At 65.7% G+C, this 25,595-nt stretch carries 18 protein-coding genes; 14 read left to right on the top strand and 4 right to left on the bottom strand.

The window, feature by feature from the left end; all coding sequences use genetic code 11:
• Positions 1 to 267 precede the first annotated feature (267 nt).
• The 13 genes from rplK to JOF28_RS06765 all read left to right on the top strand — a co-directional run bounded on the left by rplK (position 268) and on the right by JOF28_RS06765 (position 20,412).
• Positions 268 to 696: a 50S ribosomal protein L11 gene (gene rplK, locus JOF28_RS06825; protein WP_209705081.1), complete on the top strand. Its 429-nt coding sequence runs from the start codon at positions 268 to 270 to the stop codon at positions 694 to 696.
• A gap of 10 nt (positions 697 to 706) precedes the next feature.
• Positions 707 to 1,396, top strand: a complete 690-nt coding sequence (gene rplA, locus JOF28_RS06820) for a 50S ribosomal protein L1 (protein WP_209705080.1) — start codon at positions 707 to 709, stop codon at positions 1,394 to 1,396.
• A gap of 134 nt (positions 1,397 to 1,530) precedes the next feature.
• Positions 1,531 to 2,649 carry a serine/threonine-protein kinase gene (locus JOF28_RS06815; RefSeq protein ID WP_209705079.1) on the top strand — a complete coding sequence of 373 codons (1,119 nt, stop codon included), beginning with the start codon at positions 1,531 to 1,533 and terminating at the stop codon, positions 2,647 to 2,649.
• Entirely contained in the window at positions 2,650 to 8,811 is a 6,162-nt protein-coding gene (locus JOF28_RS06810; RefSeq protein WP_209705078.1) for an Ig-like domain-containing protein, read from the top strand.
• A gap of 62 nt (positions 8,812 to 8,873) precedes the next feature.
• A complete protein-coding gene (locus tag JOF28_RS06805; RefSeq protein ID WP_209705077.1) occupies positions 8,874 to 9,872 on the top strand; it encodes an AAA family ATPase in 999 nt (332 codons plus the stop codon).
• Entirely contained in the window at positions 9,869 to 11,302 is a 1,434-nt protein-coding gene (locus tag JOF28_RS06800; protein WP_209705076.1) for a DUF58 domain-containing protein, read from the top strand. The genes JOF28_RS06805 and JOF28_RS06800 overlap by 4 nt, the downstream gene beginning before the upstream one ends.
• Positions 11,299 to 13,803, top strand: coding sequence for a TgpA N-terminal domain-containing protein (locus tag JOF28_RS06795; protein ID WP_342452106.1), 2,505 nt, complete (start codon positions 11,299 to 11,301; stop codon positions 13,801 to 13,803). The genes JOF28_RS06800 and JOF28_RS06795 overlap by 4 nt, the downstream gene beginning before the upstream one ends.
• Positions 13,800 to 14,639: a PP2C family protein-serine/threonine phosphatase gene (locus tag JOF28_RS06790; protein WP_209705075.1), complete on the top strand. Its 840-nt coding sequence runs from the start codon at positions 13,800 to 13,802 to the stop codon at positions 14,637 to 14,639. The genes JOF28_RS06795 and JOF28_RS06790 overlap by 4 nt, the downstream gene beginning before the upstream one ends.
• Positions 14,636 to 15,442, top strand: coding sequence for a hypothetical protein (locus tag JOF28_RS06785; RefSeq protein WP_209705074.1), 807 nt, complete (start codon positions 14,636 to 14,638; stop codon positions 15,440 to 15,442). The genes JOF28_RS06790 and JOF28_RS06785 overlap by 4 nt, the downstream gene beginning before the upstream one ends.
• Before the next feature lie 92 nt (positions 15,443 to 15,534).
• Positions 15,535 to 17,535, top strand: coding sequence for a DUF5684 domain-containing protein (locus JOF28_RS06780; RefSeq protein WP_209705073.1), 2,001 nt, complete (start codon positions 15,535 to 15,537; stop codon positions 17,533 to 17,535).
• Positions 17,536 to 17,647: 112 nt separating this feature from the next.
• Positions 17,648 to 18,346 (top strand): endonuclease/exonuclease/phosphatase family protein, encoded by a 699-nt coding sequence (locus JOF28_RS06775; protein ID WP_209705072.1) that lies wholly within the window; start codon positions 17,648 to 17,650, stop codon positions 18,344 to 18,346.
• 409 nt (positions 18,347 to 18,755) lie between these two features.
• Positions 18,756 to 19,202, top strand: a complete 447-nt coding sequence (locus JOF28_RS06770) for a helix-turn-helix transcriptional regulator (protein ID WP_209705071.1) — start codon at positions 18,756 to 18,758, stop codon at positions 19,200 to 19,202.
• Entirely contained in the window at positions 19,195 to 20,412 is a 1,218-nt protein-coding gene (locus JOF28_RS06765; protein WP_209705070.1) for a HipA domain-containing protein, read from the top strand. Before JOF28_RS06770 ends, JOF28_RS06765 begins: the two co-directional genes overlap by 8 nt.
• A gap of 182 nt (positions 20,413 to 20,594) precedes the next feature.
• Here the strand turns inward: JOF28_RS06765 and JOF28_RS06760 are convergent, their stop codons facing one another.
• The 4 genes from JOF28_RS06760 to JOF28_RS06745 all read right to left on the bottom strand — a co-directional run bounded on the left by JOF28_RS06760 (position 20,595) and on the right by JOF28_RS06745 (position 24,239).
• Positions 20,595 to 21,353 (bottom strand): GntR family transcriptional regulator, encoded by a 759-nt coding sequence (locus tag JOF28_RS06760; RefSeq protein ID WP_245189896.1) that lies wholly within the window; start codon positions 21,351 to 21,353, stop codon positions 20,595 to 20,597.
• Between the two features lie 138 nt (positions 21,354 to 21,491).
• On the bottom strand, positions 21,492 to 21,917 hold the full coding sequence (locus JOF28_RS06755) for a DUF1801 domain-containing protein (protein ID WP_209705069.1): 426 nt from the start codon (positions 21,915 to 21,917) through the stop codon (positions 21,492 to 21,494).
• A gap of 101 nt (positions 21,918 to 22,018) precedes the next feature.
• Positions 22,019 to 22,537: a MarR family winged helix-turn-helix transcriptional regulator gene (locus tag JOF28_RS06750; protein WP_209705068.1), complete on the bottom strand. Its 519-nt coding sequence runs from the start codon at positions 22,535 to 22,537 to the stop codon at positions 22,019 to 22,021.
• Positions 22,530 to 24,239: an MDR family MFS transporter gene (locus JOF28_RS06745; protein WP_209705067.1), complete on the bottom strand. Its 1,710-nt coding sequence runs from the start codon at positions 24,237 to 24,239 to the stop codon at positions 22,530 to 22,532. The genes JOF28_RS06750 and JOF28_RS06745 overlap by 8 nt, the downstream gene beginning before the upstream one ends.
• Positions 24,240 to 24,433: 194 nt before the next feature.
• On the opposite strand from JOF28_RS06745, the gene JOF28_RS06740 reads away from it, so the two are divergent.
• Positions 24,434 to 25,582 carry a 5-(carboxyamino)imidazole ribonucleotide synthase gene (locus JOF28_RS06740; RefSeq protein ID WP_209705066.1) on the top strand — a complete coding sequence of 383 codons (1,149 nt, stop codon included), beginning with the start codon at positions 24,434 to 24,436 and terminating at the stop codon, positions 25,580 to 25,582.
• Positions 25,583 to 25,595 lie beyond the last annotated feature (13 nt).

Raw genomic sequence — 25,595 nt, 5'->3', positions numbered from 1 at the left:
AGATTTCGGCAGGAACAGAGCGAAAAGGCAGAAAGGCTCTGCTCGGGGTGAAATCTCTGGCCCCAGCTGAATCCAAAGGAGGAATCCGGCACAGGCAGGAGATCTCAAGGCGCCCACAAGATAAAGAGGTGCGGGAATCCGCATGATCGGGTATGCTTATTGAGTTTGCGCGTATGCCCCGGTGTACCGCAGCAACACCGCCACCCGGATCGGCCGGGTTAGCGGGAGAGCGTACGCGAACGCGTGTGCTCGACGAAAGGAAAGAAAATGGCAAAGGCAAAGAAGGTTACAGGTCTGATTAAGCTTCAGATCTCAGCCGGCGCAGCCAACCCGGCGCCCCCCGTTGGCCCCGCACTGGGTCAGCACGGCGTCAACATCATGGAATTCTGCAAGGCGTACAACGCTGCAACAGAATCACAGCGCGGCAACGTCGTGCCTGTTGAGATCACGGTGTACGAGGATCGCTCGTTCACGTTCGTGCTCAAGACTCCTCCGGCAGCAGAGCTCCTGAAGAAGGCCGCTGGCGTTCAGAAGGGTTCGGGTACCCCGCACACCGTTAAGGTTGCATCGGTTACCGCTGAGCAGGTGCGTCAGATCGCCGAGCAGAAGAAGGCTGATCTGAACGCAAACGATCTCGACGCAGCGTCGAAGATCATCGCGGGCACCGCCCGTTCCATGGGCATCACGGTCGAGTAAGGGTACGAACATGGCACAGAAGTCGAAGGCGTACCGCGCCGCTGCTGAGAAGATTCAGGCAGACAAGTTTTACACTCCCGCTGAGGCAGTAGCCCTGGCGAAGGAGACCGGTTCAGCTAAGACTGACTCGACCGTTGAGGTTGCAGTCAAGCTTGGTGTGGATCCCCGCAAGGCAGACCAGATGGTGCGCGGCACCGTCAACCTGCCCCACGGCACCGGCAAGACCGCACGCGTTATCGTGTTCGCGGTTGGCGCTGCAGCTGAAGCTGCAATCGCTGCTGGCGCTGACGAGGTTGGTGGCGACGAGCTGATCGAGAAGGTAGCTGCTGGCTACACGAACTTCGATTCAGCTGTATCGACCCCCGAGCTCATGGGCAAGGTTGGCCGTCTCGGTAAGGTACTGGGCCCCCGTGGTCTCATGCCGAACCCGAAGACCGGCACCGTTACCCCTGACACCGCTAAGGCTGTCAAGGACATCAAGGGCGGCAAGATCGAGTTCCGCGTCGACAAGCACGCTAACGTGCACTTCATTGTTGGCAAGGCATCGTTCTCGGCCGAGCAGCTTGACGAGAACATCTCGTCGGTTCTCGACGAGATCTCACGTCTGAAGCCCTCGTCTTCGAAGGGCAAGTACGTTCTGAAGGGCGCTGTTTCGACCACTTTCGGTCCCAGCATCCAGCTCGACGTTTCAGGCCTCTAAATAGCCTGATCGTGTAGCCCTCACCGGCAACACGAACTCCCACAAATGGCTCTTCCCCGGTTCGGGGGAGGGCCATTTGTCGTCTAGCATGGAGAGTATGTTGGCATATCCAGGTGCAGGAAAGGGGCAGTGTGGTGCATAGCTCCAAAGCACAGACCCCGCCCCATATTTCTGGGTTCAACTATGTTCGCCCACTGGGTTCGGGCGGGTTCGCCCGCGTGTACCAGTACGAACAAGATATGCCCCGGCGAGTGGTCGCCGTAAAGGTCTTGAAAGACGACGTCGCAGACGAGAACGGCCGCGCCGCGTTTGAGGCCGAGGCCGATGCTATGGCCAGGCTGTCGAGCCACCCCTCGATCGTCTCGATTTACACCGCGAGTGTGTCGAGTGACGGGCACCCGTTCATCGCCATGGAGTACTGCCCCGAATCCTTTCGCACGGGCAGCAAGGGGGCCGTGGTGCCGCTCGCTGACGTGCTCGACGCCGGTGTGAGGCTCGCGGGCGCCCTCGAGACCGCCCACCAATCGGGCGTGCTGCACCGCGATATCAAGCCCTCGAACGTGCTGCGGGCAACGACCGACCGACCGCTGCTCGCCGATTTTGGCATTGTGTCACTGCGCGGCCAGATGCGGGGCGAATACACCGACCGCGCGATGTCGCTGCCCTGGGCGGCTCCCGAGGTCGTGACCGGATCAACGAGCGGCACCGTCGCAAGCGAGGTGTGGGCGCTGGGCGCCACGCTCTACACTTTTGCCGCAGGCCAGCCCCCATTCGGTCGGGCCACCAAAAAGGGCACCGATCGTGAACTGATCGGGCGAATCGAACGCGCCAAGTATGTGCCCGTGCCCGGTGCACAGGGCTATGAGGCGTTCGATAGCGTGATGGCGCGGGCGCTGGCGAAAGATCCGGCACAGCGATTCACCTCGATGCACGAGCTCGGCATCACAATGCAGCAGCTGCAACGCCACTACGGCCTCGACGTCACGCCCCTCGACGTCGTGAAGTCGACGTGGGTGACCCCCGCGGTGACAATGCAGGGAGTGCGTGGGCCACAAGTTTCAACGGTCCAGCAGGGCGGGCGTGCGGCGAAGCGCGCAGCCCTCGCAAATGATGCTTCGCGGCGTACCCGCACGCGCGTTGGAACTACATCATCAGGCAACAGCGCGCTGAAACCAGCGTTGATCGGTGCGGGTGCAGCCGCCGTCGTGCTTGCCGCAGGCGCAGGCATTATGGCCATGATGGGAGCCCTGTAGATGGCGCAGCAATCGAAGCGGTCGCGCATTGTCACCTGGGTATCGGGGATCGCAGCTCTCGCGATGATCGGCACGATCGCAGTGGTTGCTGCGGGCTATGACGCCCGCGAAACTCCGCGCGAGGAGCCCTCGGTGTGGGCGATGCGCAGCTCGGGCCAGTACGCGCGCGTGAATACGCTCACCGCCGAGATCGACACGGTGCGCACGGTTGATGACCCCAGCGGGGTCGTGCAGGCCGGTGCCGCGGGCGTGGTGCTCACACACGGCAACGGCCGCGCGTGGGCCATCGATCCGATGCTGCCCCAAGATTTTGTGGAGAACGCTGCGAACGGCAAAGACGCTGAAGCAGACACCCAGAAGAAGTCGAAGAACAACAAGAAAGACGCGCAGCAGGCCGCCAATATTCAGGCGCAGGCCGACGATGCTGAGGCTGCAACGGCGAGCGAAGACGCGTCGAGCCAAGCGGCGCGCATGCCCGATGGCACCCGTGATGTGATTGCGGCGGCCGACCAGCTGCTGGTGCGCACCGAATCAGGCGAAGCGTATGTGGGCACGCTCACCGCTGGCGCCACAGACGAAGCCGTAGATTTCAGCCTCATCGACCCGTTCGCGGGCGAGCGGGCAGCAGCAGACGAAAGCGGTGCAGAGGGCGCAGACGCTGAGCCGCTGAAGTTCACCGCCGATGCCGCCGCGATCGATGCCGATGGCCGTGTCGCACTGCTGTCGGCCACCGAGCACGAGGTGCGCTGGTATTCGGTAGCGCGGGGCGAGTTCACCGACACCGAGCGCATTTCTGAAGACATTACGGCAGAGGATCTGCAGCTCGCCATCGTTGATGGTTCGTGGGTGGCTCTGAACGGCCAGAACCTGTGGCGGGCGGGCGCGAAAGAGCCTGTCACGCTGGCCCTCGACGCGACCCCCAAGCTGCAGGCCTCAAGCCTGAAGGGTGACGGCACCGGCGTGCTCGTCGCCGACGGCGAAGGGCTGTGGCGCGTCACCGATGACGAAGCCACGAACCTCGCCAAAGCGCAGGGTCTGCCCGCGCAACCGGTCACCGTCGCGGGCAAACAGTACGCCGCCTGGATCGGACAGGGCGGCGCGAGCCTGTGGCAGGGCGACGGCAACAGCGACGGCGAGGGGACCGGCAAGGTCACCGAGCTTGCGGTTGACGACAGCGTGAAGATGCCGGGTGACCCTGATCCGGTGTTTCGCACCAATGGCTCGGCGACCCTGTTGTCTGAGGTGAAGACCGGCATGCTGTGGACGGTGCCCGAGGGGCGCCTGATTCCCGTCGAGCAGTGGACGCTGGCTGACCCGCCCAAGGAGCGCGACGGCACGATCGTGGTCGCCGATGTCACCGAGCAAGAACCCCCGGTTGCCGTTGACGATGCGTTTGGAGTGCGCGCTACCGAGACCGCGGCCCTGCCCGTGCTGCTCAACGATTACGATCCGAACCGCAAAGACGTGCTCACGATCGTGCCCGAGGGGCTCGCGAAGGGGCTCGACAAAAAGTTTGGCGAGATCTCGCTGACCCCCGATGAGCAGAACCTGGTGTTTACGCCGGGTGCGGCCGCGCAGGGCAGCGCAAGTTTTAGCTACCGCATCACTGACGGCGTCAACACCTCAGAACCGGCAACGGTGACACTGCAGGTCGTCGCCGACAGTGTGAACACGGCACCCGAGTGGTGCCCCGTCGACGGCTGCCAGCGTGAATGGCCGAGCCCCGAGCTCGCCCCGGGCGGCACCCTCGTGCTGCCGATTCTCGAGAGCTGGGTCGACCCCGAGGGCGACCCCATCATGCTCGAGTCGGCGACGCCCGTGAATGACGAAGATCCGGTACGCGCGCTGGTCACGGCCGATGGCCGACTGGCAGTACGCCACCTCGACGCCAACGCAGACGGCGGCGAAGTAGCGGTGCGACTGCGGGTGGCAGATGCCCACGGCAAGGTCACCAAACGCGATCTCGTCGTGCAGGTGCGCTCGAACGCCAAGGTAGAGCTGAACCCCATCGCCACCACCGTTGAAATTGATCAACCGGTCACGGTGCAGCCGTTGACAAGGGTCACCGGCGGGTCAGGCTCATACACGCTCGTCGACGCGAACGTGCAAAGCGGCGCAGCGAAGGTGACGATCGGCGCCAGCGGCGGAATCCGCGTGAACGCTGACCAGGCCGGCCAAACTCTGGTCGCGCTCACCGTGCGCGACCTCGGCACCAAACAAGAAGCCACCGGGCTGCTGCGCATCACCTCGGTGCCCACCCACGCCAAACTGGGGTTGCCGCCGCTGCGCGCATTCGTGCGCCCGCTCGCCGACACCACGGTCGATGTGCTCACCGTCGTACCGGGCGGCAACAGCCGCGCGCTCGTGGTGCAAAGCGCACAGGTCACCGACGGTGAAATGCGCGCCGACGTTATTGAGTACGCCAACGTGCGTGTTTCAGGCAGCACCGCCGACGGTGCGCCGGGGCGCATCGGCTCGGCCGATATTACGGTCGCCGAGGGCGCCGATACAGCCGTGGGCCGGCTCACTGTTTTTCAGGTAGCCGAACAAAACGACACCGGAGCGATCGCGGTCGCTGACAACGCCACCGTGCGCGCGGGGGCCGTCGCCGACATCGCCGTGCTCGACAACGATGTCTCGGCCCCGGGCGAGCGGCTCGTGCTGCACCCCGAGATCACCGGGTCGGGTGCGAAGGGCGAGCTGGCCTTCGCGTCGGGCAACACCCTGCGATACCTGGCTCCCAAGGAGCCTGGCACCTACACGCTCAGCTACACGACCTATGGGGCAAGCTCGCCCCAGGCGAGCGACGTGGGGCAGGTGCAGATCACCGTGGTGGCGCGCGATGCCAACCGCGAGCCCACTCCTCCCGCCCTCACGGTGCGCCTCGCGCCCGGTGACAGCGGCGTGGTGCAGGTGCCGCTGTCGGGCGTCGACCCCGATGGTGACCGGGTACGCCTCGTCGGCGTTGACGCGCCCAAGGATGCGCAGCTCACCGCAACGATTTCGGCGCGCAGCTCGTCGGTTCGCGTGGAAGCATCGGTGAAGGCCGAGGCCGGCACGCAGGCCGTCAACTATGAAGTGCGCGATGAATTTGGTGGCGCGGCCACGGGCACGCTGCGCATCATCGTGACTGATGACGATTCGGGAGCAGGCGCTCCCATCGCCTACAGCGACTACGTGCGCCTCGTCAGCGGGGCTGGCGAACCGGCCGTGGTGCAGCCGCTCGAGAACGATATCGACCCAGCTGGCGGCAAACTCAGCCTCGTCGACGTCGTGCCCAATGTGGCCGGCGGCGAGAACAGCCCCGAATACCGCAAGCTTGCGGCGCGACTCGATACCTCAGAGCTGAAAAAGGGGCGCATCAAGGTGACGGGCAGCGCCGAGCCGGGCACCGTGTCCTTCCGCTACAAAGTACGTTCATCAGAATCGTTGAGCACCGCCGACGGGCTCATCGTCGTGCAGGTGTCGGCGCGCGTGGGGCAGCAAGCACCCACGGTGCGCGACACCGTGCTGTCGGCGCGCGACCGCGCCGAGCTCGAGGGCGGCGGCGTTGACGTGGTCACCGATCGCGTGATTTGGGCGACCGGTGACACCTCGACGCTGAAGCTTTCGGTGTGGGGCAGCGCCGCGAAGAAGTTCACGGCGAACGGCAACCACATCTCGGGTGCCTACAGCGCCAAGGGCGACCTCGTGCCGTTCAAGCTGACGGGCACCGATGTGACTGGCACAAAGGTCGAAACCTTTGGGTTCTTGGTGATCCCCCCGCTCGATGAACTGCGGTTGACGCTGGTGCCGGGCCTCGCCCCGATCAAGGTCGACGAAGATAATACGCGTGAGGTGGGGCTCGCCGAGCTCGTAGACCTGGGCGTCGGCGATACCGCCGAGTTCAACGTTGGCCGCTTCGCCACCCAGCGCGGGCAGGCGGCCTGCGAAGCGACCACCTCAACGACCCTGCGCTACACCGCGGGCAAGGGCGAACCGTGGATCGACAGCTGCCTCATCTCGGTGAAGCTCGCCGACCAAAACACGTGGACCCAGTTGTCGGTGCCCGTGCAGATCGCGCCGAAGGAGCCGATCGCTGAGCTCGAAGCGCTCACCCGCACCGTCGCCCCCGGAGCCACCGAAACCGTGAACCTGATGGACATGGTGAAGTGGCACGGCGAGCGCGAGGGCACCCCGGCAAACCTGCAGTTCGCGGTTTCTGGCGGCGGCCACAGCTTTGAGATCGTAACCTCGGGCCAGCAGGTGTCGGTGCAGGCGCGTGCAGACGCGGTGCCCGGTGCCGAAGACGCCACGACGGTCACGGTGACGGGCGCGGGCGACAGCCAGGCCCCGCTCGTGCTGCGCGTGGGCGAGGCGGCGAAAGATACGCCGCGCGGCGCGACCGTGCAACTCAGCTGCACCGTCGGCAGCAGCTGCCAGACGCAACTCATCGGGGCCCCCGGCGAGTACGATCCGTTCGCGGGCAAGAGCGGCGGCGGGCTGAAGCTCGATGCCCTCGATGGCGCGGCGTGCGCGGCGTTTGGCACCCTGCAGGTGGCGGGCGACGGCGCGAGCCTGGCCTGGGCAAACGACAAGGTGCCGGGCGGCACGTGCACGGCGACGTTCACGGTGCGAGACGCGCAAAACCGCATTGGATCCGGATCAATCGAACTCGACGTGCGCGGCATCCCCGCGGCTCCGTCGAACATTTCGTGGGTGGACTCAGACGAGAGCAGCGTGAAGTTCTCGGTCACGCTGGGCAGCGGCCAGTCTTACCCGGCAGTGACGGGCGTGGAATTGGTGACGGGCGGCGGCACCCCCGTGGGCAGCTGTTCACTCGGCAGCACGGTGGCGACCTGCACCGTCTCGAACCTCACCCCCGGCGAGAAGCGCACCTATCAGGCACGCGCCACGAACGATGTGGGAGTGTCTGAAGTATCGGCGAGCGGCGCCGAGGCGTGGGCGTATGTGCCACCCGCGGCCCCGAAGCTGACGGCATCGACGATGACGTGGGCCGACAACACCGACTCCACACGGGGCAAGGTGAAGCTGAACATCGGTGACGCACCGGGCGTATCGATCAGGCTGTTTTTTGACGATAACGAGACCCCGGTGGCCGGCAATGGCGAGTATGTGCTCTCGGCGGGCACCTCGCACAGCTTTAGGGTGATCGTGGCTGATGCGCTGATCCCCGATAACTACAGCGGGTCGAAGCGCGATAGCACGAGCACGGCATCGGTGACCCCCATCGGGGCGCCCGAAGCGGGTAGCGCGACGATCACGGCGAAGGGCGACCGGCTGACCGAGTGGGAGTTTGCGACCCCCGGTTGGAAGGCGAATGGCGGCGGCGAGCTGAAGATGACCTATGGCATGGATCTCGCGGGCGCCAGCCAGGAGTGCACCGGCAGTAAGGAATCGGGCCACGGGCTGAAAGCGAACGAAACCTACGCAGGCTTTGTCTGTGCCAGCACCGAGTACGGTCGCACCGGGGTCGTGTCGGCTGGTGAGATCTTCACCGGCGTGAAACTGGACCAGCTCAATGGCACGTACCAGGTCAGCGCGAAAGGCTCGCAGATAAGCGCGACCTCGTATGCGTGGGCGATGAAGGGCGACCCGAAGTGGAGCCCGAACGCTGACGGCGATGTAACTTACTCGCAGCCGACAGCTGGCTCTCCGACCGTTGGCGACGTTGTGCAGTGCCCGGCCGGTAAGCCGGGCAGCCCGAACTGTTCAAACCCGGGAACGCTATCGCCGGCAAGCTTGGCACCCTTCGAACTGAGTTTCACGGCATCTGTGCCTTTGGAGTGGGCAAACTATGACACTCCGCCAACAGGCCAAGAGATTCGCGCTGCCTTCTCGTGGGTTGGTGAACCAGGCGGGACCCTAGAATTCACGCGAGTGTCTGACACCTCAAATAGCGTTATCGTGAGCTGGCAGAACGGTGAACGTCAAAGCGTTGAATTTAGAAACGTGGTCAACGACCGCCCAGACAAGCCAGAGCCCACTACTGATCCGGAGGGCACCTCGGATTCCTCCGGCACTACGGGATCCTCAGGCACATCTGATTCCACGGGTACCGGTACCGATGCCGCGGATGGCACCGGCACTGACGCTGCGGACGGTACAGCTACCACCGCCGCGGATGGCACAGATGCCGATGCCGGATCCGGTGCAGCTTAAGAATCAGCACCGCGCACAAATTTGCAGCAGTACGCACCATTCATCACCAGTTAGGAACCCGAATGACAACAGAGCCGAACTTCACGGTTGATGCCGAGGGCCCCCTCACCGAGGATCGCGCACGGTGGGCAGCCGACGCGGTGCGCACCGCCGCCGATGCCATCGAGCACGCCATTCAGGGGAAACGACGCGTGATCGAGCTCGTGCTTGCGACCGCGATTGCGGGCGGGCATGTGCTGCTTGAGGATGTTCCGGGTACGGGGAAGACGGCGCTTGCGCGTGCGCTCGCGAAGTCGATGCACGGCACGTCGTCGCGCATTCAGTTCACTCCCGATCTGCTGCCGGGCGATGTCACGGGCATCACCGTGTACGACCAGAAGCAGGGCGTGTTTGAGTTTCACGCCGGCCCCATTTTTGCGAACGTGGTGCTCGCCGATGAGATTAACCGCGCGAGCCCCAAGACGCAGTCGGCGCTGCTCGAGGTGATGGAGGAGCAGCAGGTCACCGTTGACGGGCGCACCCACCCCGTCGGCAATCCGTTCTTGGTGATCGCGACGCAGAACCCCGTCGAGCAGGCCGGCACCTACCGCCTGCCCGAGGCACAGCTTGACCGGTTCATGATCAAAACGTCGATCGGCTACCCCGATGACGCGGCGATGATGCGCATTCTGCAGCAGGTGACGCGCACCCCCGAGGTGCCGACCGTGATGAACATTGGCACGCTCACGCAGCTGCAGCAGTTCTCGCGCGTCGTGTACATCAGCCCGCTGATCGCCGAATACATTTCGCGGCTCGTCGAGGCCAGCCGTCGCGCTTCAGAGGTGCGCCTTGGCGCGAGCGTGCGTGGCGCGCTCAGCCTCGCGCGCATGGCCGCCGCTTGGGCGCTCGTCGCGGGCCGCACCTACGTCACCCCTGACGACGTGCGCGAACTGGCGACGGGTGTGCTTGCGCACCGCATCATTCTTGAAGCTGAAGCAGAGTTCGACGGGGTGACGGCCGAGGCCGTGATCGGTCAGATTCTGCTCGACACCCCCGTTCCGCAGGAGAACGGCACCGCGTGAGCGAAGAGCACACCCGCAGCAGCCTGTTTAAATCAAGGGCGGGCGGCACACGAGGCGGCGACGGCACCAGAGGGAGCCGGGGCACGCGAGGCACCCACGGCACCCGGGGTACCCGCGGCACGACGACGCGCCTGGGAGAGACCCGCGGCACCACGCGCCACATGGGTCAGACCCAGCGCAGGCGTGTGTCTGCGTACCGTTGGTGGCGCCGCACGCGCCTGCAGCTGCGGCGAGCCGCGCGCGCGACCACGCAGTCGGTGACGACGCTCGGTTGGTTTGTGCTCGCGGTGACGGTGGTGTGCACTATTTTGGGGGCGACGTCGGCCTGGGTGGAAGCCTGGTTCGTGGCGATCGCTGGCTGGCTGGCGCTGCTGATTGCGCTGCCGTTTTTGCTGGGAAACCGTGCCTACCAGGTGGGCATCGAGATCGATCGCCAGCAGGTGGTCGCCGGCGGCGAGGTCAACGTGCGGCTGCTCATCAGCAACGCGGGCGCCCGCCCGGTAATGCCGGCCGTTGCCGAGCTGCCGGTCGGCCCGGCGCTGCGCGAAATCACGATCCCGTTTGTGGGGCCGGGCGTCGCGCTCGAGCTGCCGATCACGATTCCCACGCCCGTGCGCGGCGTGATTCGGGTGGGCCCGCTGACGATCGCGCGGCAGGATCCCATTGGGCTGGTGCGCCGAGAGGTGACCTGGCCCGAGAAGCATCAGGTGTACGTGCACCCCGCCACGACGCAGCTGCCGCCGCACTCGGCCGGGCTGGTGCGCGACCTCGAGGGTGCGTCGAGCCGCCGTCTCACCGACTCAGACCTGTCGTTCTATGCGGTGCGCGAGTACGCGCACGGCGACGCGATGCGGCACGTGCACTGGAAATCGACGGCCAAAACGGGCACGTTGATGGTGCGCCAGTATGAGGAGTCGCAGAGCGCTCGCGTCGCCGTATTGTTTGATGCGCGCCGCGAGGAATACCAAAATGACGAAGAGTTTGAGCTGGGTGTGAGCATCGCGGCATCGCTGTCGCTGCAGGCGGTGCGCGAGGGGCGCGAACGCTACGTGGCTTCGGCGTGGGCTCCGGGGCGATTGCGCCCCAGCATCGACGGCCTCGAAGAGCTGCCATCGCGCGACCCGCAGCAGCTACTGAACGCCTGGTCAGAGCTCGGACCGGCGCCCGAGGGGCTGCCGTTCGAGGCGCTCGCCTACGGGCTGGCGCACTCATCGCGCCCGCTGTCGATCGTGGCAATCGTGACCGGATCACTGCCCGATCAGCAGCGCCTGCGTCGCGCCTCAATTTCGTTTGGGCCCGGCGTGCAGATTTTGGCGGTGCGGTGTGAGCTGCACGCAGAACCGCGTGCGCAGCGCATCGACCCGCTCACCATGTTTACGGCGGGCGCCCTGGGCGACCTGCCGCAGTTGATGATTCGGAGCGGACTGTGAAGCCCCAGGCGAGCGCGCCGAAGCCCCGCGCACCGAAGGCCCGCGCGCTGAAATCACCAGCCGGCCTGTCTCAGGCCGCGCAGCACCGCCTTGCGGGTCTGAGCGCGGCCGCGGTCGCCCTGAGCCTCGGCGTGCTCGCCGCGCAACCGATCTACCGCACCCCGTGGCTGTGGCTTGTGGCGCTCGTCGCGCTCGTGCTCGGCTGCGGCATTGCGTGGGCGCGAGACCGGTGGCGGCTGAGCCCGCCAGTGGTGATCGCCGCGCTGCTGGCCGCATTCATTGTGACGGTGGTGCCGGTGGCGGTGCCGCAGTCACTCAACACCGGGTCGCTGTCGGGCATCATCACGGGACTCGGCGACGGCCTCGCCGCCACCGCCCTCGGCTGGAAGCAACTGCTCACCCTCACCCTGCCCGTGGGCACCTACCGCACGGCGCTCGTACCGTTCTATCTGGTGGCGCTCGCGAGCGCGTTTGTGATCATGCTGCTGGCGGGCCGGTCACGCCGCGTCGCCGTATTTGCGGCGGTGCCGATGGTCGCACCGGTGATCTTTGGCACCGTGTTTGGGGCGTCAGAGGTGAGCGCGCCGCTGAAGGCTGGCCCGCTGACCATCGTCGCCCCGATCGAATCACTGCTGTGGCTGGGCATCACGCTCGCCGCGGCGATCTGGATCGCCTGGACCTCGGGCAGCGAACGCCGGGCCGCCCTCAAACTGGGCCGCGCCGAGGGCGAGTACCCGGTGCGCCGGGGCAGCCTGGCGCGCGGCGGCGTGGGCGCCCTGATCGTGGTCGTCTGCCTCGCGGGCGGCGCGCTGCTCGCCCCCGTGCTCGACACGGGTGCACGGGCGGTGCCGCGCGACACGGTGGACCCCGAGCTCGTCGTGCGCGACCGGCCTAGCCCACTCGCGTCATACCGCAACGCGAAACGCGACGCCGATATCGACCGCGTGCTCTTTACTCTCTCGGGTAACAACGGGCTGCCTGAACGGCTGCGGCTCGCGGTGCTCGATGCCTACGACGGGGTCGATTTTCACGTCAGTGACGGCACCGCCGGCCTGTTCACCAGGTTCCCGAGCGGCGCCGCGCTGAACAGCGCGAGCGAGGTCACCGTGCAGATCGGTGAGGGCTACGCCGATGTGTGGGCGCCCACCGCGACCCTCGGCTCGCCCCCGGCGTTTGGCGGCCCGCGGGCCGAAGAGCTCGCCGACGGCTTCTACGTCAACCGTGAAACCGGGGGAGCGATTGCGTTCTCTGGCTCGAAATCGAGCGTGCAGGGCCTCACCGAGGGCGATAGCTACCGTGCCCAGATGGAGATCGCACCGCAGGGCACCACGCTCGGCGACCCCGTCTCAGACGCCCCGCTCATCGACCTTGAGACGGTGCCCGAGCTTGACCGGTGGGTGCAGGCCCAGGGAATTTCGGCGACCGAAGAGGGCGTCGCCACCCTGGTGAAGCTGCTGCGCGAGCGCGGCTACCTGAGCCACTCGCTGACCAATAGCGAGGGCGAACAGGCCTGGCTTGACCGGCTCGCCAAGGCGTACGGCACCAAGTTTGAATCGAGCGCGGGCGGCCACTCGCTCGCCCGCATCGAGACCCTGTTCACGCAGCTCAACGAGCAGCAGAGCGCGGCGGGCGAAAAGCCCCGCGCCGGCATGCTCGTGGCCGGTATCGGTGACGATGAACAGTTCGCCACCGCGGCCGCACTTGCCGCGCGCGCTCTCGGCTACGACTCACGCGTCGTCGTGGGCGTGCGCACGGGCGGCGACGAGGTGCCCGGCGTTGCCGTGTGCGAACAGGATTGCACGGGCGAGATGCTCGCGGCCTGGGTTGAGGTGCGGGGCGACCGCGGCGATTGGGTTGCGTTCGATGTCACGCCGCAGGCCGAGCAGCGGCCGCAGCGCATCGAAGAGGGCGAGCAGTTGCCCGAGCATCCCACGACCCCCGAGGAGCGTGACGCACAAGAGGTTGATCCGCCGATCGGCCTGGGCGAGCAAGGCGAAAGCTCGGCAAGCGATACCCCGCCCGAGCAGGCGCCCTGGTTGGGGCCGCTGCTGCGCGTGGTGGGGCTGTCGCTGGGCGCAGCGCTGCTGCTCGCGCTGCCACTACTGTTCTTGCCGGTCGCGAAGCGGCTGCGGGCGAGGTCGCGCAAGCGCGACGTGCAGCCCGAGTTGCGGGCCGTGGGCGCGTGGGCAGAAATGGTCGATCGTGCGCGCGATGCTGGCGTGAATGTTCCGGATCGCGGCACCCGCCGCGAGGTCGCAGCCGTGCTCGCGACCAGGCCAGCAATCTGGGCCGCCGCCGAGGTCGATCGGGCCGTGTTCGCGCGCGAGACCGTGACACCCGAGCAGGTGGCGACGCTGTGGGAAGCGGTGCAGGCCGACGGCGATGAACGTCGCCAGGGCATGACGCCGTGGCAGCGCCTGCGTGCGCTGTACTCGCTGCGCTCATATGGAATTGTGTTGGGGCGGCCGCAAACGCCGGCCCCGGAAGGCGAGGGTGCATGAACACGATAGGCGGGCTGCACGCCCACTACGAAACCTCTTCCACCCAGTCGGTGGTGCTCGAGGCGGCTGCGCGCACCCACGTTGGGGTGGTGCGCAAGGCGAACGAAGACAGCATGATCGCCGAGCGGCCGATCTTCTTGGTCGCTGACGGCATGGGCGGGCACGAGGCGGGCGACCTGGCGAGCGCCGCGGCCATCGACGCGTTTCGGGCGCTCGTGGGCACGACCCTGCAGCTGCGCCCGGCAGATGTTGACGCGGCCATTGAGGTGGCGCGGGCGGCGGTGCTCGAGATTGCGGGCCACACCGAGCGCGGGGCGGGGTGCACCCTCACCGGAGTGGTGCTCGTCGAACACCTCAACGAGCCGTGCTGGTATGTCGTGAATATCGGTGATTCGCGGGTTTACGAGCACACGGGTGCCTCGCTGATGCAGCTCACCAACGACCACTCGCTGCGGGCAGAACTGCAGGCGGCGGGCAGCGCGAATGCCGCGAAGGCACCGCGCAACGTGATTACGCGGGCGCTCGGTTCAGAAGACTCGCGGCACGATGCCTGGCTGATTCCGGTGACCACCGGGTCGCGGCTGCTGCTGTGCTCTGACGGCCTCACCACCGAGGTGAGTGACGAAGAGATTCGGGCCGTGCTGACGGTGGGCGGGCGGCCAGACGCCGTCGCCGATGAACTGGTGCGGCGGGCATGCGAGGCGGGCGGGCGTGACAACGTCACCGTCGTCATCGTCGATACGGTCGCCGGGGCGGCAGAACACGACGACGACCACGAAGACTTTGGGTCAACGATGGACGCGACCATCGAGATCACGCGGCCGGTGCGACGATGACCGCGAACGAGCACGACGATGACGCAACGGTGGTGCGCCCCCAACGCGCGGCTGTTGATCCCGACGCCACGGTCGTACTGACGACGCGTGCCTCGCGCAGTGATGCGGCTGCTGATGAAGTGAGTGCTGAGGTTGATCCGGAATCTGCCGTTGACCCCGAAGCGACGGTGGTGCGCCCGCAGCGGGTCATCGACGAGGATGCAACGGTGGTGCGCCCGCAGCGGTCCATTGATGAGGATGCGACGGTGGTGCGTGCTTCGGCAGCGCCGCTGACCGGGCCTGCGACGCGGCTCCCGCCTCCGCCGCCACCCGCGCAGCCACAGGATCCGGAGCCTGCGTCAGCACCGGCACCTGAGGTGGCACCCGTACCGACATCTGCGCAGGCACCTCTGCCGACGCCGGCGCCCGAGACCCTGCTTCAGGCGCTGAATGAGCCGCGGGCCGTTGATCATCGGGGCGATCCGGTGCCAGAGCCCGTGCTTGAAGCGCCGAGCATCGGAGCCAGCGGGGCACCCGGAGCCAGCGCAGCCAGCGTGGCAACCGGGGCACCCGGGCTGCCGACGCGGCCCGTGAGCGATTTGCCGCGCGTGTATGGCCCGCGCCCGATCGCGGTCGAGCAGCAGCCCGAGCTGGTGGACAACCCGAGCGGGGGCGTGGCCGCGGCGCATCCGCGGGCGCAACTGCCCTCAATCGCGCGCAGAAGCCAGCGTGCGCGGGTCATCACGCTCGCGGGATACGCCGCCGCGGTGTGCGTGTCGGTCGCAGGATTATGGGTCATTGCCACGCTCGCATTTGCGGCGTGAACATGCCCGTATGATCAGAAGCTGCGCTGGCCGCGTATTCATGGCAAAGTTTACGGGGAGGCACGTAACGTGCCGGGGACAAGGATGGACACATGCACCTACTCGAGGTTGTTAACCCGTTGACGCCAGATATGACACCGGTCTTTGTGATCGCTGGGATCTGGGGATTCGTCGGCATTGCCTTGTACGTCTGGTACCTGTGGTCGCTGTCGAAGCTGTTTCCGCTGCTGGGCGTCAAGGGTGCCTGGGGCTGGATTCCCGTATGGAACCAGTGGCAGCTGCTGCAGCGCGGTGGTCTGCCCGGTTGGCTGGTGCTGCTCGTGCTCGTGCCCGGCCTGGGCTCGTTTGCGGTGCTGGTCGTCACGATCATTGCGATCCACCGCCTGAACACTGAGTTTGGCAAGGGCGGCGGGTTCACCGTGCTCGGCGCGTTCATTCCGCCGCTGTGGGCGATGCTGCTGACCAACCACATCTCTGACGGTCGCTACGGTGCGGCCGCGGGCTGGGCTCCGGTGAATGATCAATCCGGATCATCGGCGAACGGTGCTGGCGTGCTGCGCGGTCTGCCGCGCGCAAATGTGCAGCCGATGCAGCAGGCTCAGGGTCAGGGCCTGTCGGCTCAGAGTCTGGGCCAGCCGGCTCATGCGCAGCAGGTGCAGCCTCAGCCCCAGCGTTCGGTGTTCGCACCGCCGTCGCAGGGCGCTCCGCAGGGTGCGGCACCGGCGGCCGCGCCAATCGCGGCTCCTGTTTCTGCGGCCGACGCCACTCGTGGCGCGGCGATCAACCAGGCTGCGAGTGCGCCCGGTGCCGCGGTACCCGCAGTACCCGCACCTCCCGGGACAACCCGCAGCGGCTGGGGTTTCAGCAACACGACCGAGGGTGCTTACGAGCGTCTCGCGTCTGAAGAACGTGGCGCGCACGGCGCAGCCCCGCTGGGCGCGCAGGTGCCGCAGCAGCCGTTCTCGTGGCCCGCACCGCAGACCGACGTCGCAGAATCACCCAGCATCTTTGATGCGCCTGGCCAGCAGGATCCGGCTCAGCCGATGCAGCAGGTGCCCGCAACGCAGGCGCCGTTCGCACCGCAGGCGCAGCAGCCCGCACCGGCTCAGGCCGCGCCCGCTTACCAGGATCAGGCCGAGCCCGCGCAGCAGCCTGCTCAGGCGCAGCCGGCCCCCGAGTCATCGATCTTTGGCCAGCCCATCGTCGAGATCCCGGCACAGGCAGCGCCCGTAGCCCCTGCAACGACCGTAGCGGCCGCGACCCCCGCAGCTGACCTCGCTGCAACGCCGACCGCTGAGGCGAGCAGCCCGCAGCAGCCCGCAGCTGAGTCCCCGGCAGCTGAAGAGTTCGCGGCCGAGACGCCGGCCATTGAAACACCCAGCAATGAGGCCACCATCGATGAGGCCCTCGTGGCAGCACCTGTTACCGCCGACGTGCTGAACGCAGATGCATCGGCAGATACCGCGGCTCCTGATCTGCTGTCCACTGACTTCCCGGCTCCGGCCGCTGAGTCAGTCGTCGCAGCTCCCGCTGCGGTGCCCGCTCCCGCCGCAGCCCCGCAGGGTCTCGCTGAGCAGCTGCTCGGCAGCCCGGCACGCGCTGAGTCACCCAGCCTCGAAGCACCGCAGCCCGTGGCTGCCCCGGCGGTCCTGCCCGTGATCGCCCCCGTGGCTCCGATCGCTCCGGTCGCCCCCGTGGCCCCGGCCGGCACGAGCGACGACGACTTCGGCGAGTATGACTCCGACGAAGACAGCACGATCGTGGTGCACCGGGCCAGCCGGTGGGCACTCGAACTGCCCGACGGTGAACTGATTGAGCTCCCGGGGTACGACGTGATCGTGGGCCGCAGGCCCGATGAGACGAGCACGGCGACGCCGGTGAAGATCAGCGACCCGACGCGCACGCTGTCGAAATCACACGTGCGCATGCGACGCACGGGCGAGATCTGGACGATCGAGGATCTCTTCTCAACGAACGGTGTCGCACTGATCGATGAGACCGGAGCCACCATTGCGCTCGAAGCCGGTCACGAGCGGGCCACCACCGAGCGCATGCTCATCGGAACCCTCGAAGTACGACTCGTACGTCTTTAATCTTTAATCGAAGATTCTGGGCAAGCCCATAGCGTCTGAGCATAGAGTGGGCTCTGCAGCGGTGAAATCCGTTGACAGGGCCCACCTCTGAGCCCGCTGGAAGGGGCAACCTATGAAGGTCATCAGCTACAACCTGCGCAAGAACCGTGCCGCGACCGAGCTCGAGGCACTGGTCGACGATCACGAAACCGACGTGTTGTGCTTGCAGGAAGCTGAGGCGATCACCCTTCCGAGTCATCTGGGGCGCATGTCACTCGTGCACGCCACCGAGCGCAACCGCTTGGGGCTCGCGGTGTATGTGAAGTCAGATCGCTACCACGCGCGGGCTGCCCGCACGTTTGAGCTGAAGAAGTCGCTGCACGATCGCATCCTGTCGCCCGCGCACGAGCGGCTGCTGGGGGTGCGCCTGCTTGATCGCGAGACGGAGCGTGACTTCGTGGTCGCATCGTTCCACGCGGCACCGCTGACGGCGCTGAACTCACTGCGGCGCCACCAGATTCACGCGGCGCTCGACGGCTTGAAGGCGCTCGGCCCAGGCCTGCCCGCGCTGATGGTGGGGGATTACAACTACCCCGTGTTCAAAGGCCGCCTCGATACCGAGATGCGCGACAACGGCTACGAGCTGAACCTCAGCGACAAGCGCACCTACACGCGGTACCGCATGTTCCGCGGGCACTTCGACTTTGCGACCTCGATGGGGATCGACGTCGGCAGCGTGCGCACCCTCGATCGCGGGCTCTCTGACCACCTGCCGATCTTGGTCGAGGCAGAGCTGCGGCAGCACGCCGAGTACCTGCAGGCCGCGGCCTAACCGGCAACTGGTAATTCGACCCCGGATCCCCCGGGAACCCCGCCCCAAACCTGGGGCGTGATCTGGCGAGCGAAAAACCAAGTGCCGCGAGGAAGCGGCCTGGTCTGAGCGCTGGGCGTGGTCTGAGGCGGGACTCCAAAAGAAGCGACTCTAGGCAGACTCGAGTTTAGTGAACCCGATAACACTTGTGTTTAATGGGATCGCGTGAAACACTTGTGACATGAAACTCGAAGAGTTTGCTTCCCGCGAAGGAATCAGCGTTCAGCGAGCTGCGCGCTTGGCGCGCGAACACCGAATTCCCAACGCTGTAAAGGTGGGAAACCAGTGGGAACTCCCCGCCGGGGCAGCGGTTGAACGCCGTGACGGGCGACCCATCTCACCCCAGTCTCGGGCAGACTTCCTCGGATTCTTGCACACCGGCACCCTGGATCACGTCACCGGCACCCGCAAGAAGCGGGCGGGTGAACGCATACGACAGTTCTGGGCGTCAGATGACCCAGCGAAGCTGCTGCGTGACTGGTGGGGCGGCACGCCATCTGAGGGGAGAGGGGGCGCTGCCCTGGTGCGTGCTGCTCAGAAGGGTTATGACTGGCAGGTACGAGATGTTCACCGCTCACGTAACACCTGGATTCTGGATTCACCTGACTTGATTAAGCGCAGAGTGGGGGACTACCGCGCCATCCGCGGGTTGACCATCGATGAAGTGGCAGACGCCGCGCATGTAGACCCTCAAGTGGTCAGCATGCTGGAACGTCAAGGTGTCACCCCTACGACAAACAGGGATGCCGCCCGAGTGATCAGGGCACTGGACATCAAGTTCATGAAAATTGTGGCAGAAAGGGCGAGCAATGACTGAAGTTCTGCACACCTGGATTGAGCGAGAATACATCGGTCGGTTCGAGAAGGATAGCCCTCTCCACAGGGCCAGGTTCGTCTACGACTCTGGGGCGCGGCACGACTTGTCACTGTCAGTTCGACGGGACGGTGAGCCTCGGTATATTGCTGCGCCACAGAACTTCTTGAACGGCCTCATCCCTGAGGATCCAGGAACCAGGGAGAACATGCGCAGCATCACAGGTGCGCGCAGCACCGGGGCATGGGATCTGCTCTATGCCGTGGAGGGCGACCTCCCCGGTGGCGTCCTACTGCACCCGAGCGAGAACGGCTTTGATGAAGGCGTTTCGTATACATTAAACGCTTCTCAGACAGACATCTCTGCACGTATTGCGAACATCACCGCAGGGGGAAGCGGGTTCGGTGACTATAACGCTCCTCCTCGTTTTTCGTTGGCAGGGGCGCAAGGTAAATTTGCGCTGGTCATAGAAGAGGAAGGTGTGTACTGGCCCGACAAGGGCACCCCATCGACTCATATCGTGAAACCAGCGCGGAAAGAACTTCTCGGGCTTGAAGAGCTGGAGGCAGCCTCGTTGCATCTGGCCAGTCAAATTCGAGGTGTGAAGGCGGCGCATGCAGAGCTACGCGAGTTCGGGGGAGTGACGGCCTTCACTGTTGAACGCTTTGACCGTGAACGGGATGAGGCCGGAAATGTTCGCCGCCTGCACATGGAGGACCTGACGCAAGCCTTGGGGAGGGAGCCGGCATTCAAGTACTCAGTATCGGCACCGCAAACCATACGGTTACTACGAACGTTCGGAATTGACGATGATGTGCAGTACGAATTTGTTCGTCAGCTCGCCTTCAACGTGGGAATCAGTAATGCCGATGCCCACGCAAAAAACTACTCCCTACTGCACACCGGTGATGGACGGGTCAAGATGACGCCCATGTATGACACCATCCCCATGCTGATGTTTCCAGAATATGAGCAGAGGCTCGGCATGAAAATTGGAAACCAGCGACACGCAAAGAACGTCTCCGTTGACGACTGGGTATATCTCAGCAAGCAAGCAGATTTAGACCCAGATCGTGTCGTCATGATTGCCCGAGAAGTGTCTGAAGGCATCCTCGCGAATATAGATGACGCCTACGGAGATACGGATCGAGCGAAGCAGTACCCTGACGCGATTCCTACCCTGAAGCGCCTTGCCGAACGGACGCTTCGCTAGCCACATTAGGCTGAAGCACCGCTGCTTTACCGATTCAGCAGTTTGCGTGTCATGAAGGAGGCGTAGTTTGACGAGTGTCCCGTAATTTTGCGAGGAATTTAGGGGACACTCGTGAAATGACGCCCCAGTGAAGCATCTTTGTGGAGGGAAGTCGGCGGCAACCCCAAGAACTACAAGAACAGCTACACGCCCACCGCGTGCCGGGCCAGCGGCATGCGCTGGTCAGTGTTGTTCTCGACCACGAAGCTGGTCATCTCGGGCAGGTAGCGGTCATCGGTTGTTTCGATGATCGACTGCGACGCCCCATACGTGAGCCGGCGCACCCGCAGCAGCGGTGTGCCCTGGTTGATGTGTAGCTGCTCGGCCTCGAGCGGGTGCGCTGGAATCGCGTCGATCACGTGCTTCGCTCGCACCGGAACCACGCCCACCCGCGCCAGCGTCTGGTAAATGCTGCCGCACTCGAGGGGGCTCTGCAGCAGGTGCTTGCCCACCTCAAACGGAAACAGTGACCGCTCGAGCATGGCCGGCTTGTCGCCCAGCAACCGCAACCGAATGATCTCGACGACGGGAGCATCGGGGGCAATCTGCAGCTCACGCGCCATCTCTTCGGTGGCGGGCCTGCGCACTCGCTCGATGACGCGTTGCCCGGGCACCAGCCCGAGCCCCCGCGCCCACTCCGTGAATGACATAAAAGTGTCGAACGACTGGTGGGGAGCGGAGCGGTGCACGCGGGGCGGGGCACCGCGGCCGCCCACGATCATACCCTCGGCTCGCAACGTTGCGAGCGCCTGGCGCACGGGGCCGCGAGAGGTGCCGAACTCGGCAATGAGCGACCTCTCGCTGGGTACTTTTTCACCGGCTGGCCAAGCGCCGGTTCGAATACGCAAAAGCATCTCTTCATACAGCTGGCTATGCAGCGGGGCGGCCATTGTCATGGTCATAAGGCCAGGTTACAAGGCCTATTGATATGTTTTGGGGGCCCGCAGGTGGCCGTTCGGTGAACGATCAATTACGGGAGCCCAACCAGCGTCTAACTAACTTCCGGCTAACTAACTCCCGACTAGCTAACTCACTGCTAACTAACTCCCGGCGCCGTCTCGCGCCCGCTGCGTGTAGGTGCCGGCAGTGACCGCGAAGTAGCTGGCCCGCACGATCTCTTCGAGCACCGTGAGATCAACGACCGCGAGGTCTTTTAGATACAGGCAGCCGACGCCGTGGGTGTGCGGGCCGAGGCGTGCCAGCAGCTCGGCGTGCGCGCCCACTCCGTCGGCGAGGTAGATGCTGGTGGCGGCCTTGCGGGGCGAGAAGCCCGCCGCCGGAGCATCGCCCTCGCGCCCGCTGTCATACCGGTAGTGGTAGCTGCCGTACCCGATGATGGTGGCCCACAGGTGCGGGCTGAGCCCGGTCACCCGCGCATATAGGTCGAGCAGTGTCTCGGCGTCGCGTTGCCTTTTCGCCGGCGTCACGCGCGACACGAACTCGCGTACCTCGGTACTCGCACTCATGGGAGCCACCCTACGTGCTCGCGCACGGAATACCTACGTCGTCGCGCCACGGATAGTTGCGAGGAAGCACCCGGATGCCCACGAGCAAAGCATAGGAATGCCTACGTCGTCGCGCCGCCGCCGTGTTCCTTCGCGCAGCGCACCGCCGGCCCCGAGGTGCGCTCGGGAGTGAACGCGTTGTAGCGGTGTAGCCCCGCGCGCAGCTGCTCGAGCGCTTCGTCGTCCCACTCAGCGAAGCGCCGGTGGTAGTCTTCGGCGGCGCGGGCGCGCAGCCCCTCTATCGTGGTGAGGGCCTGCTCGGTGGCGGTGAGCAGGGTGACGCGGCCGTCTTCGGGCGCCGATTCGGTGTTGATGAACCCCAGCGTGCGCAGCTTTGATACCTGGCGGCTGACCATCGCCTTATCCATGTCGAGCAGCTGGCTGAGCCCGGTGACGGTGACGGGGCCCTTGCGCACCACCACCTGCAGCACCATGATGCCGGCGCCGCGCAGATCGGGGTGGGTCTCCTCTGCCAGGCGCGCCCAGCGGGTGCGGGCGAGGGCGAACGCGTCAGAAAACTCCGAGATAATCTCGAGGACTTGCTCGGTGCGGGCTGCGGTGAAATCTGTGGGCTCAGGCATGAGGGGCTTTCGGGGTGGGATCCGGATCAAAATCAGCCGTCTCCGTGGTCGTCCCAGCAGCGTATGCCACTGCGGTATCGGGTGCGTGGGGTGCTGGCGCATCGCTCGCGCGCTGCTCAGCAAGTTTTTGCGCGTTGCTCTTGGTGCTCAGCGGAATGTTCGGCAGGAAGGCGATCGCGCAGATCGCCAGGATCGCGACGGGTGAGGCCGCTAAGAACACGTTACCAATGCCGTGGCCATATGCGCTCTCGACCACGGTACGAATGGGCTCGGTAAGCTCGCTCAGCTTAGGAATCGCGCTCGTGGCGAGGTCGCCCGCGCCCGCGAGTTGCTCGGGCGTGAGATCTTGCATGCCCTCCTTGATGTAGGCGACCACCGAGGTGGCGAGCATGGCGCCCATGGCAGACATTCCGGCGGTGCCGCCGATCGTGCGAAAGAACGTGACCGCCGAGGTCGATGCGCCCAGCTCGGCCGGGTCGACCGTGTTCTGCACCACCAGCACGAGGTTCTGCATGCACAGGCCGACGCCCACGCCCAGCACAAACATGGAGACGCCGACGTACCAAAAGGCGGTGTCGTAGCGCAGCTGACCCATCATCAGCATGCCCGCGAGCAGCAGCACCGAGCCGGTCACCATGTAGCGCTTCCACTTGCCGGTGCGGGTGATCAGCTGGCCGGCGATCGTCGAGGAAATCAGCACGCCCGCCATCATCGGGATCGTGAGCAGCCCCGACATCGTGGGTGTTTCGCCGCGCGCGAGCTGCATGTACTGGCCCAAGAACACCGAGGTGCCAAACATGGCGAGGCCGACCGCGAGCGAGGCGATCACCGAGAGCGTGAACGTGCGGTTTTTGAACAGGGTGAGGGGGATGAGCGGCTCGTCCACCTTGAGTTCGACAAGCACCGCGGCGATCAGGAACGCGAGGCCACCGCCGACCATCGCGGCGGTCTGCCACGACCACCAGGCAAAGTTCGTGCCGCCGAGCGTCACCCAGATCAGCAGGCTCGAGAACCCCGCAGTGATCAGCACCGCACCCCAGTAATCGATCGTGATCTTGCGCTGAATCGTGCGCAGGTGCAGCGTTTTTTGCAGCACGATGATTGCGGTGACGGCGATCGGCACCGAGACGTAGAAGTTCCAGCGCCACCCGATGGAGTCGGTGATCCATCCGCCCAGCAGCGGGCCGCCAACCGTCGACACCGCCATAATCGCGCCCATGATGCCCATGTACTTGCCGCGCTCGCGCGGGCTGATGATCTCGGCCAGCACGATCTGGCCAAGCGCGCCGAGACCGCCAGCGCCCAGGCCCTGAATCACCCGAAACGCGATCAGCCAGCCGGGGTCGCCCGCGGTGCCCGCGAGCACCGAGCCGAGCGTGAAGAGCACGAGCGAGGCCTGCAGCAGCACCTTCTTGCTCGTGAGATCGGCGAGTTTGCCCCAGATGGGGGTCGATACCGCGGCTGACAGCATCGTGGCGGTGACCACCCAGGTGAAGGCGGCCTGGTCGCCGCCCAGATCGGCGAGGATCACCGGCATCGAGGTGCCCACCACCGTCATCGACAGCATCGACACCGCCGACGCGAGGAAGATGCCCGTGAGCGCGAGGGTTTTGCCGCGCCCCGTCAGCACATCGGGGATCGCGGCGCGTGCCCGCTTGGAGGTGCGGGGCGCGGGAGTCGCCTGCGGGGTGTGCTGTGGCATGCGGGTGGGGATCCTTGGCTTGGGGCGGGGCAAATCTCACGAGCGTAAGTCGTTGACAATTATCAACTTTAAGTCGATGGTTGATGAATGTCAACAAACTCGGTGGGGGATGCGGCGGCTGTGAATGTCGCGCGAAAAGTAAAGCGCCTCGCGGGTGCACCTGAGAAGGCGGCGGGTACGGCAGAATAGAGAACATGAGTCTGAACAGTGGCAGCATTCGTGTCGGCGTGATCGGCGGCGGGCAGCTCGCACGCATGATGGTTCCGCCGGCGATTCACCTGGGGCTGCGCATTAGCGTGCTCGCCGAAACCGAAGGGTCGAGCGCCGAGCGCGCCGCTGACATGGTCGGTGACTACCGCGACCCCGAGACGGTCTACGCGTTCGCCGAAACAGTCGACGTCATCACCTTCGACCACGAGCACGTGCCGCAGGAGATTCTGTACGGACTCGAGGCCCGCGGCGTGCAGGTGCACCCGCGCCCCGACTCGCTACAGTACGCGCAAGACAAGATCGTGATGCGCAAGAAGCTTGCCGAGCTGGGCGTGCCGATTCCCGCTTGGGCGGCCGTGGCAGACGAGGCCGCACTGCAAGAATTTATCGATGCACACGGCGGCCGCGCCGTCGTGAAAACCGCTCGCGGTGGGTACGACGGGAAGGGCGTGCGCGTCGTCTCTGCTGCCGGCGAAGTCGCCGACTGGTTCACCGCGCTTGGCGAAGACGCACACGGCGGCAGCCTGCTCGTCGAAGAGCTCGTCGACTTCACCCGCGAACTATCACAGCTCGTCGCCCGTCGCCCGAGCGGCGAAACCCGCACCTGGCCCGTCGTCGAGACGATCCAGATCGACGGGGTGTGCGCTGAGGTACTCGCCCCGGCGCCCGTGCAGAACGCGGCAACGCTCGAAGAGGCCGCGCGCATCGGCGCAATCGTCGCCGCGGGCGTTGAAGTGACCGGTGTGCTCGCCGTCGAAATGTTTGAAACCCGCGACGGCCGCGTGCTCGTCAACGAGCTCGCGATGCGCCCGCACAACTCGGGCCACTTCTCGATCGAGGGCTCGGTCACGAGCCAGTTCGAACAGCACCTGCGCGCGGTCACCGACCTGCCCCTGGGCGAGACCGCGCTGACGGCCCCCGCCGTGGTGATGGTCAACGTCTTGGGCGGCCCGGCTGAGGGACCGATGCCGGTGCGGTACGCAGAGGTGCTCGCGGCGCACCCGCGCGCCAAGATCCACAGCTACGACAAGATGCCCCGCCCCGGCCGCAAGGTCGGCCACGTCACCGTCACGGGCGACAGCCTCGCAGAGGTGCTGGCCGAGGCTCGCGCCACCGCCGCCGCGTTCGCGTAAGCCCACCGTGTGT

The organism is Leucobacter exalbidus, from assembly GCF_017834145.1.
GTDB classification, from domain to species: Bacteria; Actinomycetota; Actinomycetes; order Actinomycetales; family Microbacteriaceae; genus Leucobacter; species Leucobacter exalbidus.
Note: the sequence above shows the minus strand (reverse complement) of the source record. Positions and strands in the feature narration are given on the sequence as shown.